The sequence below is a fragment of the Nitrospirota bacterium genome, from assembly GCA_023229435.1.
GTDB lineage: Bacteria > Nitrospirota > UBA9217 > UBA9217 > UBA9217 > JALNZF01.
In genome coordinates, this window is the sequence record JALNZF010000003.1 from 149999 (window position 1) to 161120 (window position 11122).

An 11122-nucleotide genomic window follows, 5' to 3' on the forward strand; every position below is an offset into this window, starting at 1 on the left:
GATCTAAACCCTTTCTCTGCGTGCTCTGTGTCTCTGCGAGAAACTATTTCCCTAAAAGTTCCTTCACTTTTTTACCAACGTCCTTCTCCCGCATCAGACTCTCACCCACGAGGATCGCATCCACACCCGCGTGATGAAGCTTGACCACATCGTCCCGTGTCATGACCCCGCTCTCACTCACGACCGTACGATCATCGGGGACATCCTGAATAAGATCGAGCGTGGTCTGCAGGCTCACCGAGAATGTTGTCAGATCACGGTTATTGATCCCTACGATCGTTGCTCCGGCGCGCAAAGACTTATCCAGTTCTTTGGCGGTATGCGACTCGACCAGCACATCGAGACCGAGCTGTTTCGCAATGCCGAGATAGTCCGTCATCTGTTCCCGTTCAAGACACGCCGCGATCAGCAGGATTGCATCTGCTCCAGCCGCCCGCGCTTCGTAAATCTGATACTCATCAATGATAAAGTCCTTACGAAGGAGCGGCAAGCCCACTGTCTTCCGGATCAAACCAAGGTATTCGAGCTTCCCCTGAAAGAATTTTTTTTCCGTCAGGACCGAAAGGCACGACGCGCCGGACTCCTCATAGATCTGTGCGATGGCAACGGGATCGAAGTCCTCGCGGATCACGCCTTTCGAGGGCGATGCTTTCTTAACCTCGGCGATCAGCCGGATATCTCCCGGGCCAGCAAGCGCTATCCCGAACCCCCGGGTTGGTTCCGCATCGACTGCCTTTGACTTGATATCAGGGAATGGCGCTTGCCGTTTCGTCTCCGCCAGTTCCTTTTTTTTGTTTGCAATAATCTCGTCTAAGATCATTCCGTTACTTCTGACTCCTGACTACTGGCTCCTGTTTTTACGGCTTATTTGTAAACGCCTTCAGCTGTTCTACTTTCCTCAACGCAGCTCCGGAATCTATCGACTCCGCGGCAAGCCTGATCCCTTCCTTGAAATCCAGCGCCTTGCCTGAAGCGACAAGACCGGCAGCGGCGTTCATCAATACGATGTCGCGGCGCGGGCCTTTTTGACCTTTGAGAACGTCGCTGGTGATGGCGGCGTTCTCTTTCGCGTCCCCTCCCCTGAGATCTTCTGCCTTTCCAACAGGCAGGCCGAAATCAAAGGGATGGATGACCGTGTCCTTCACCTTCCCGTCCTTGAACTCCGAAACCCTGGTCTTGTCCGTGATCGTGATCTCGTCCAGACCGTCCATGCCATGCACCACGAAGGCATGCGTGGCGCCGAGATTGCCGAGCGCCTGGGCAAGCGGCGCGGTCAAATCAGCGGCATACACACCCATGATCTGTGAGGTCACCCTTGCCGGGTTCGTGAGCGGGCCGAGGATATTGAACAATGTCCGGATACCGATCTCCCGTCTCGGGCCAATCGCGTACTTCATTGCCTGGTGCATCATGGGCGCGAACAGGAAGGCGATACCCACTTCTTTCATGCACTCTTCCACCCGATGGGACGGGATCTCGATGTTGACGCCAAGTGCCTGAAGCACGTCGGCGCTGCCGCTTTTGCTCGAAACGGACCGGTTTCCGTGCTTGGCCACGGTAACGCCCGCGCCGGCGACCACAAATGCCACGGTCGTCGAAATATTGAAGGTGTGCGCCATGTCGCCGCCTGTGCCGCAGGTATCAACCTGATATTTCGCATCGAGCTTGATCGGCACGGCCTTTTCGCGCATGATGCGCGCGGACCCGGTGATCTCCTCAACCGTCTCGCCCTTCATGCGGAGCGCCGTTATGTAGGAAGCGATCTGGGCGTCCGTGGCCTCGCCCTGCATGATCTCGCGCATCACGGCCTCGGCTTCGGCCTCGGTGAGGTTGGTTTTCGTTACGACCTTTGCGATGGCTTCTTTGATCATGATAAGACCTCATTACCACGAAGACACTAAGACACGAAGTTATAAGACAGAAACCTTGGCCTCTTTTAGTGCCTTGGTGCCTTCGTGGTGACAGAAATTACAGTTTCAAAAAGTTCCTGAGAAGATCCTTCCCCGCGCCGGTCAGGATCGACTCGGGATGAAATTGCACCCCCTCCACCTTGAACTGCTTGTGCCGCACACCCATGATGATGCCGTCCTCGGTCCATGCTGATATTTCGAGCACTGAGGGAAGCGTATCGCGTTTGATGATGAGCGAGTGGTACCGCGTGGCCTCAAAGGGGTTCGGTAGCCCGCTGAAAATGGTCTTTCCATCATGGTGGATCATGGAGGTCTTGCCATGCATAAGGTAGGGTGCGCGGATGACATCTCCGCCGAAGGCGTCGCCGATCGACTGGTGCCCGAGACAGACACCCAGGACCGGGACCTTGCCCGCGAAATACCGGATGAGGTCAATGGAGATACCTGCCTCTTTCGGCGTGCATGGCCCGGGAGAGATCACGATCCGCTCGGGCCTCATTGTTTCGATCTCCGCGATCGTGATCTTGTTGTTCCGGTACACCTTCAGGTCCTGGCCCAGCTCGCCCAGATACTGGACCAGGTTATAGGTGAAGGAATCGTAATTGTCGAGCATGAGAAGCATGATAACCTCAAAAACCGGTTCAACGTTCAAGGTTCAAAGTTCAAAGTTAAAACATTCACGCGAACCAGGTATTGTTTTGAAAGGAACTTAAAACTCCGAACTCCGCACGCAGCCTGCCCTCGAATGCTTCTATCGGGGGAACTCCAAACTGGTTTTAATCCAGCCCCTTCTCCGCCATTTCCACGGCCCGCAACATGGCCTTGGCCTTATTCACCGTTTCCTGATACTCGGCAGCCGGATCGCTGTCCGCTACCACGCCGCCGCCTGCCTGGATGTATGCGACCCCCTCTTTGATAACGAGCGTGCGGATCGTGATGCAGGTGTCCATATTGCCCGAGAACCCGAAATAGCCGACTGCGCCCGCATACGGCCCGCGCCGCGTGGGCTCAAGCTCGTCGATGATCTGCATGGCCCGGATCTTGGGGGCACCCGACACCGTGCCCGCTGGAAAACACGCCCGGATCACGTCGTAGGAATCGTTGCCGGGGGAAAGCTTTCCGCGTACGTTTGACACGATGTGCATTACATGCGAGTACCGCTCGACCACCATAAGCTCGCTCACCTTCACGCTGCCCGGTTCGCTCACCCTCCCCACGTCGTTCCTGCCGAGGTCCACGAGCATAATATGCTCGGCCCGCTCTTTCGGATCAGCAAGCAGTTCCCCGGCGAGCGCTTTGTCCTCTTCTTCCGTGGCGCCGCGGCGGCGCGTACCCGCGATCGGCCTGAGGTCGATCGTGCCGCCCTCAAGCCTCACCATGACCTCGGGAGACGCGCCTACAACCGTCGCATCGCCGCAGCGAAGAAAATACATGTACGGCGATGGGTTGACCAGCCGAAGCGCGCGATAGATCTCATAAGGTTCAACATTGATCTTCGTCTGGAACCTCTGGGAAGGCACGACCTGGAAGATGTCCCCTGCCTTGATATACTCCTTTGCCTTGAGCACCGCTTCCTCGTACTGCGCTTTCGTAAAGTTCGAGGTGAGCTGATGTTCTTTTGCTTTCTGTCTTCCCCTGACCCCTGCCCCCTGACCCCTGCCCCCTGTTTTTAATTTTCTGACCAGGGCATTGATCTTCTTCGTCGCCTCGCGATAGGCCGCCTCGGCTGACCGTCCCTTCACGTGCGCATTTGACACCACCTTGATCATGTGGGTGATGTTGTCGAAGATCACCAGCGTATCGGTGATCATGAAAAAGACGTCGGGAATATCGAGGCCGCTCTTCTCGAGGCCCGGCAGTTCCTCGAAAAAGCGGACAACATCGTATCCCATGAACCCGACAGCGCCGCCGAAGAAACGCGGCAGCGATGGATCGGGCACGGGAACGTAGGCGGACAGGACTTTCTTGACCACCTCAAGCGGGTCGCGCTTAAAGAATGATTTTCGGGTTTTCCCGTCCCTGATGACTTCTACTGTGCGGCCGAGGCTTCTGATCACGACCGACGGTCTGCTTCCGAGAAACGAATAACGCGCCCACTTCTCGCCGCCTTCCATGCTTTCAAGCAGAAAGGAATGTCGGCCGTCGTCGATTTTCTGAAACGCGGACACCGGCGTTTCCATGTCCGCAAGGATTTCGCGGTACACGGGAATGAGGTTGCCCTGTTTCGCCTTCTTTTTGAAGTCCTCGAGAGAGGGTTGGAACATAAAACTCCTTGCAAAATAAGAGGTTTGTGTACTATACCAGATAATTTAAAGAAGTGTCAATGAGAAATAAACTTCGAGATTAGAAGATCCGTGAAAGGACCTGAAGGGTTGATCAAAGCGGCAAGAATATTCCGGGAAAATCAGTTTGGCCGTGGATGCTCGCGTATGAGCACGCCTTGCGTTCTTTTCTTCTTCATTCCTCGATCCTGCATCAAATGTCCAGCTCCGCGTACTCCGCCCGTTCCTGAATGAACGTGAATCGCGCCTTCGGGTCCTTGCCCATGAGCCGCTCGAACACGTCATCAGTGGCCTTGTGGTCCAGCACCTGCACCCTCATCAGGGTGCGGGTTTTCGGGTTCATGGTTGTCGCTTTCAGCGTTTCCGGATTCATTTCGCCAAGACCCTTGAAACGGCCCACCTCGTATTTTCTTCCGTTCAGCTTTGCAAGGATCTTATCTTTCTCCATCTCGTCCATGGCGTAGAAGACCTCCTTGCCCGCCTCGATCCGAAACAGCGGCGGCATGGCAAGGTAAACATGACCGTGGTTGATAAGCTCGGGCATATAGCGGTAAATAAAGGTGAGCAGCAGAACGCTGATGTGGGCGCCATCCACGTCCGCGTCGGTCATCAGGATCACGCGGTTGTAGCGGAGTTTGTTAAGGTCGAATTGCGCTCCCACGCCGCAGCCGAGCGTGGCAAGAAGGTTTTTGATCTCGTTGTTCTGCTGGATCCGGTCGAGGGATGCCACCTGCTCCACGTTCAGGATCTTGCCGCGGAGCGACAGCACTGCCTGGGTCTTGCGGTCACGCGCCATCTTGGCGGACCCGCCTGCCGAGTCCCCTTCCACGATGAAGACCTCGGTGTCCTCCACCTTGTTCGATGAACAGTCCGCAAGCTTGCCCGGCAGGTTCAGTTTGAATGACGAGAGCTTCCTGGCCACGTTGTCCTTGGCGGCCCGCGATGCCATGCGCGCCTCGGCGGCAAGCAGCACGCGATTGACCACGGCATCCGCCAGGGTGGGGTTTCCGAGCAGGTACGCTTCACAAGCGGTTTTGACCGAGGCCTCGATGGGCGAAGAGATCTCGGGATTGTTCAACTTCTCCTTGGTCTGGCCTTGAAATTGCGGGTTCTTAATGAGCACGCTCACGATGCCGTAGAGCCCTTCGTACACGTCCTCTGAAGCGATGGTCTTGATGTTCTTCGGGATGAGGTTTTTTCGTTCGGCATAGGCGCGCACCGCCCTGGTCAGTCCTGCCCTGACCGCCATCTCGTGGGTGCCGCCGTCGGACGTGTTGATCGAATTGGCGTAGGAATGGATCTCCATGTCCGTGGCAATGGTCCAGTGCATCGCGCACTCTATCTTGAAATCGTCTTCCTTCTCGAAATAAAAGGGTTCGGAATTCACGACCGTTGTTCCGGAGACAATGCGCTTGATATAGTCCTGGATCCCGTTGTCGTACTTGAAGGTGACCGGTTTCTCCCCGTCGCGGGGGTTCTCGATCGTGATCCTGAGCCCTTTATTGAGAAAGGCCTTGCTCTCTGATACGTCGAGAATGTTCTTGTAATTGAAGGTGGTCTTCGAGAATATCTCGGGGTCCGGACGGAAGTATATCCGGGTGCCGTGCGCCTTGGACGGCTTTCCTTTTTTGAGATTTCCCTTGGGCTTGCCGCGCGAGAACTCCTGCGTCCACTCATAGCCGTCGCGCCAGACCGTGGCTATAAACACCTCCGCCAGCGCGTTCACGACCGATGCTCCCACACCGTGCAGGCCGCCCGATGACTTGTAGACCGTGTGGTCGAATTTTCCTCCGGCATGGAGCGTGCAAAGAATGGTCTCGATCGCGGGACGCCTGGTCTTCGGATGGATGTCAACAGGAATGCCGCGACCGTTGTCCTCAACCGTTACACCGCCGTCCTTCTCGAGCGCGAGGGTTATCAGCGTGCAGTAGCCGTTCAGCGCCTCGTCAACGGAATTGTCGAGCGTCTCCCAGACGAGGTGGTGCAAACCATGCACATCGGTTGAACCGATGTACATCGCCGGCCGCTTGCGGACCGGTTCCAGACCTTCGAGCACGGTAATATCTTTAGCGGTATAGGTCTCTGCCAAGATTGAACCTCCTTGCCCCCTCGCTAAAAATAGCACAACATGACAACGGCGGTCAATGGGAAAATCAAAAGTGCCTGCGATACTCGAAGGACGATGGACGTTCGTTCGCTTCGCTCACTGGGATGATAGACGAATATTCTTCTCGTCCCTCGACTTTCGCCTCTCGTCCCCCGCCCATCATCCCCCGTCCTTCGTCCCTCGTCCGTCATCCCCTGTTCCACATCCCTCTTCCCTTAGCCTCCTGATCCTCTCCACCACCGGAGGATGGGAATAGTGGAACTTCGCATAAAGCGGATGGGGGTGCAGATTGGCAAGGTTCTCCCGGGAAAGCTTCACCAGGGCTGATGCCATGGCCTCCGGACGGCCGGTAAGATCTGAGGCGAAGCAGTCCGCCTCGCGTTCGTCTCTCCGCGACAGATACGAGAAGAACGGGGTAAGCGGGAACATGACGAGAGAACTTAAAAAACCCAGGATGACGACCCGCGCAAAGAACGAGGCATCGTTCAGACCGATCATGCCCGGCAACCCGTCCCACCTGAGGAGATGAAAGGCCAGGAACAGTCCGCAAAACGCCATGGTCTCGGTCAAGACGATCCGCTTCATCACATGCCGCTTCTTCCAGTGGCCTACCTCGTGAGCAAGAACCGCGAGGATCTCCTCGTGCGTCATTTGCTCGATCAGGGTATCAAACAGTACGATCCGCTTCACCCTCCCGATACCGGTGAAGTATGCATTCGAATGGCGGCTTCTGCGGGACGCGTCCACCTGGAACACGTGGCCCACCTTGAGCCCGGCGCGTTCCATGAGAACGCGCACTTTCGCTTCCAATCCCTCCGCCTTCACCGGCTCGAATTTAAAAAAGAGCGGTTCTATGACAAACGGCGAAATATACATGATGAAAATACTGAAGGCCAGAAAGAACGTCCACACCCAGAGCCACCACCAGGCGGGGCTGTTCTGAATGATCGCAAGGGCGGAGAGAACGACCGCGGCGCCTAGAACCGACGAAATCGCAATTGACTTGAGGAGATCGGTCAACCAGAGACGCAGGGTCATGGTATTGAAGCCATAGCGATTTTCTATCTTGAAGTTCCTGAAGAGACTGAAGGGAATATCAATCAGCATTCCGGCATACATCAGGATAAAAGAAAAGAGCAACCCTCCCCAGAGCAGCGAACCGGATACGGTGGAGACCCAGTGGTCGTAGACGCCGAGCAGTCCGCCGAAGAGAAAGAGAACGGTAAAGAGATTGCCGAGGATCGATTCAAAAAGACCGACCCGGCTGTTCTCAAATGTATAATCGGATATTTTTTTCAGGTGTGCCGGATCAATTACACCCTTAAATTCGGGAGGCACGGTCCGGCCGTGGGCTTTCAGATGGGAAAGGTTCAGAAACTTGAGCCAGTAGCCGGTCGCCAAAACGATCAGGTAGGCAGTGAAAACCGCAGCAGACATGGAACGCATGATACCGTCATTCCGCAGCAGCGTCAAGGCCTGATTGGGAAAAGGAACATGAATAATAATTTGGAATTATCGGACTGAAAACGGCGGTTGATGCCAGAGAGCAGTTCGTTTCGGATAGCGGTGGGCGAATGAAGTCAAGTGATCTAAACTCGCATTGCATGACGCAGAGAATAAGGCTACGATTGCGACAATAATGCTATGGCTTTGGTCCTGCTCTTCACATTCAGTTTCCGATAGACACGATACAGATGGGTTTTGACCGTTCGCTCGCTGATGCTGCTGCTGACCGCGATTTCCTTGTTCGAGGCGCCCTTGAGCACTTGGGCAAGCATCTCCCTTTCCCTGTTTGTGAGCGCGGGAAGACCCGGAAGGTGCGCTTGGATTGATTCTGTCAACAACAGGGGATTAGAAATTGTCTTTTCGAGTACCCTGCGCTCAGCCCAGATTCCTCCATCGAAAACACAATGGATCGCTTTAATCATGAAGGCGGGCAAGTCCGTGGTCTTGAAGTAACCCCTTACACCCGTCCTGATGTCGGATATCAACTCATCATCTGAAGGGGTCTGCTGTAACATATAAATGATCCTTGTTTGGGGCGACTTTGCATGAATTGAGTGCATAAACCGCGAGAGGGGATAGTCTTTCAGGACATCGGAATTTAAGAGCATGATATCGGGACTTGCAGTCAAATGTTTGATGGCGGTTTCCCGCGAGGAGACCGTTGAAATAATATCCATCGAATCCTGCCGGTCCAGTGCAGTACAGAGTGATTGCATCTGAGCGGAATCATTTTCTGCTATCATTACGCGAATGGCTGACATGACAAACCTCATCTCCTTAACGACAAAATCTTATAATAGTTTAGTAGGAAATTGTCCGGTTGTCAAGGATGGATAAATAAAAAAATGGTTTAATTGCATATTAGCGCAACTGCCACTCTCTCTTGTTGCGCAACTGTTAAAATACTTCAAAACCAAAATCACGGAGCATTTCAGCAAGCAGTGACAATGGCAGCCCGACGACGTTACAGTAGCATCCATCGATCTTATCTACCAGCAGAGCGCCGCATTCCTGGATACCGTATGCGCCGGCCTTGTCAAGCGGCTCCCCCGAGGCAACATAAGAAGTTATCTCAAGCGGTGCAAGTTTCCGGAACCAGACACGGGTGATCGACGTGCGGGTGAGAACCTTTCCGGTTGCAGCGTCCATGACAACGAGGCCGGTGATCACGCGATGCTCGTTGCCGGAGAGCATCATGAGCATACGTTCGGCATCCCCTGTATCTGCGGGTTTGCCGAGGATTTTGTCGTCCAGGACGACAATAGTATCAGCGGCAATAACAATGCCGGTCCCTGCCCGCGCGGCCGCGACACGCGCTTTGTCGAGCGCTACCCGCACAGCGTATTCCTCCGGAGACTCACCGGGCAGAATGCGTTCGTCCACATCGGCGGGATCCACGCGGAAATCCAGCCCGATCTGACGCAATAGTTCTTTGCGGCGGGGCGAGTTTGACGCGAGGATGATAGTTTTATTCTTGGCGTTATGGGAAGGCTGCAACTATTTTACCTTGTTCCTTTTTGGCAGGCTACACGGATTGGTTCACTTGCCGTAACCGCCTGTCCTGATATCCACGAGTTTCCCGTTCTTGAACTGATATATGCGCACGAACCTGTTCGGTCCGAAGTTGTAGATCCACTCATCGACGACAATGATTACTTTCTTTTTTTTGCTCCCCTCGATCGTTCCTATCACCTCTTCTTCCCGTGAATCCTTCCAGAAGGGCTCACCGCACTTAATTCTCACCTCGGCCTTCGTATCTCCGATAATCGGGGACTGTTCATCGCATGAAGCGTTTATCGATATCGGTTCCACGGACCCATAGACCGTCTCTTTGATATCCGTGAGTTTGTTGTTTGTAAAAGTGAGGATGCGGATAAAGGCACTCGGTCCTGGATTATATGTCCACTCATCGATGATTACGGTTGTTCTCTGTTTCCGGTCGGCATCAATCCTTTCAACGAGCTCTTCCGTCCTGGCCTCCTTTGCCGCCGGCTCCCCGCACTTCATGATCACTTCCGCCTTCGAGTCCCCGGTAGAAACGATCCCGTCGCCGCAGCGAAAAGCGAACGCAGTCGAATGAAGAAAAGACGACAAGACAAAAAGGATCATGCAGCTGACGACCGTTTTCATTTTTCTCCTTGTGTTGTTTCCGGAAGTGAAGAGCTAAAAACATGGGGCCGTACGAAAGAAATGAAGAATGCCGGCATGTTCACCCGACAATCCTCTCCCTTCATTAATCAGATTGATATGTTCCGAAGAAGATACGCTGAGTTCCACCAGTTACTTCGGCTCGAGGAAAAAAGAATACTCCTGGTACGCGGTCCCTCCGTCAGCATCATCTGCTGAGATCTTGATCGCGATCTCCTGTTTCTCGGTGACCCTGTCGGGAACTTGCCATGATATCAGACCGTTTGAACTGTCGATGGTCATCCCGGGAGGAGACTTAAGGAGGCCGTACGTCAGCGTGTCCCCGTCAAGGTCTTTCGCCGTCATCTGGTATTGGTATAAACCATTCTGAATCGTGTACTGTGGTGTGGAGGTGATCTGCGGCGCGGAATCGGCAATAACCATAATATCGGACTCCTTGTCTTTACCATCGGTCGTCCCGTCCGAAGGTGCGACAACGACGAACAGCAGGTCTTTTTTGCGAAGACCCGCGGTATTGAATTCATTGTCCTTCCGGGGATCGGTGTCCGGCTTGCCGTTCACATACCATTGATAGGTCAGGGTGACCGTGTCGCCGTCAGGGTCCTCACCGGCTGCTGTTGCCGTAATGATCGCGCCAACGGGCGGATCAACCGGCGTGAGCGAAATCGACGACACCATCGGGGGAAGATTGCCGATGGTCAGGACATTCGTCTTTATTGGCCTGCTCGCCCCAAACTGATTTGAAGGCATTATTTCCGCATACACTTCCGAGCTTTTACCATACTTCCCCGGTTCGAGCTCGGCAACTGCGCTTTCCTGCACCTGCACATTATCGACAAACCAGCGAAATACAAGTGTAATACCGCTGATCCCGGGGTTTCGCAGCGTGTAGTGCGCTATGAGTTTCGTGGCCGTCGTCGGATTCTCCGGATACAGGGAGGCGGAGATGATATCCGGGGCGGCACCGGTGGAAGGAGAAAGAGAAGTCGATCCGATGCCTGCGGGTGGAGCAGGCGTCGATGCTTTTTCGCTTTGAGAACATGCCGAGATCACGACGATGCACATTAGGACTGCGATAAGAATTCTGTTCATGAAAACCTATCCCCTTTCAAGTGTCCACAGGAAAGCGGTCATCTCAGCAGTGGACCGCTCCGCGCTCTATTTTCTGA

The 11122-nt window shown here is 54.4% G+C and carries 10 protein-coding genes; all 10 read right to left on the reverse strand.

The genetic code is table 11. From position 1 onward, the window contains the following. Nucleotides 1-43: 43 nt before the first annotated feature. The 10 genes from trpC to M0R70_03775 all read right to left on the reverse strand — a co-directional run bounded on the left by trpC (nt 44) and on the right by M0R70_03775 (nt 11045). A complete protein-coding gene (trpC, locus tag M0R70_03730) occupies nt 44-820 on the reverse strand; it encodes an indole-3-glycerol phosphate synthase TrpC (GenBank protein MCK9418474.1) in 777 nt (258 codons plus the stop codon). A 37-nt stretch (nt 821-857) separates the two neighbouring features. Continuing rightward, complete coding sequence (gene trpD, locus M0R70_03735; GenBank protein ID MCK9418475.1) at nt 858-1871, reverse strand: anthranilate phosphoribosyltransferase; 1014 nt, start codon at nt 1869-1871, stop codon at nt 858-860. A 97-nt stretch (nt 1872-1968) separates the two neighbouring features. Further along, nucleotides 1969-2532 (reverse strand): aminodeoxychorismate/anthranilate synthase component II, encoded by a 564-nt coding sequence (locus M0R70_03740; protein MCK9418476.1) that lies wholly within the window; start codon nt 2530-2532, stop codon nt 1969-1971. A 154-nt stretch (nt 2533-2686) separates the two neighbouring features. After that, nucleotides 2687-4174, reverse strand: a complete 1488-nt coding sequence (gene trpE / locus M0R70_03745; protein MCK9418477.1) for an anthranilate synthase component I — start codon at nt 4172-4174, stop codon at nt 2687-2689. Between the two features lie 211 nt (nt 4175-4385). Beyond that, nucleotides 4386-6281, reverse strand: a complete 1896-nt coding sequence (locus M0R70_03750; GenBank protein ID MCK9418478.1) for a DNA gyrase subunit B — start codon at nt 6279-6281, stop codon at nt 4386-4388. A gap of 177 nt (nt 6282-6458) precedes the next feature. Continuing rightward, nucleotides 6459-7736 (reverse strand): M48 family metallopeptidase, encoded by a 1278-nt coding sequence (locus M0R70_03755; GenBank protein MCK9418479.1) that lies wholly within the window; start codon nt 7734-7736, stop codon nt 6459-6461. A gap of 185 nt (nt 7737-7921) precedes the next feature. Next, nucleotides 7922-8566, reverse strand: coding sequence for a response regulator transcription factor (locus M0R70_03760; GenBank protein ID MCK9418480.1), 645 nt, complete (start codon nt 8564-8566; stop codon nt 7922-7924). A 136-nt stretch (nt 8567-8702) separates the two neighbouring features. Next, a complete protein-coding gene (locus M0R70_03765; protein MCK9418481.1) occupies nt 8703-9302 on the reverse strand; it encodes a Maf family protein in 600 nt (199 codons plus the stop codon). A gap of 42 nt (nt 9303-9344) precedes the next feature. After that, on the reverse strand, nt 9345-9935 hold the full coding sequence (locus M0R70_03770) for a DUF2845 domain-containing protein (protein ID MCK9418482.1): 591 nt from the start codon (nt 9933-9935) through the stop codon (nt 9345-9347). A 150-nt stretch (nt 9936-10085) separates the two neighbouring features. Next, nucleotides 10086-11045 carry a putative Ig domain-containing protein gene (locus tag M0R70_03775; protein ID MCK9418483.1) on the reverse strand — a complete coding sequence of 320 codons (960 nt, stop codon included), beginning with the start codon at nt 11043-11045 and terminating at the stop codon, nt 10086-10088. Nucleotides 11046-11122: the final 77 nt, after the last annotated feature.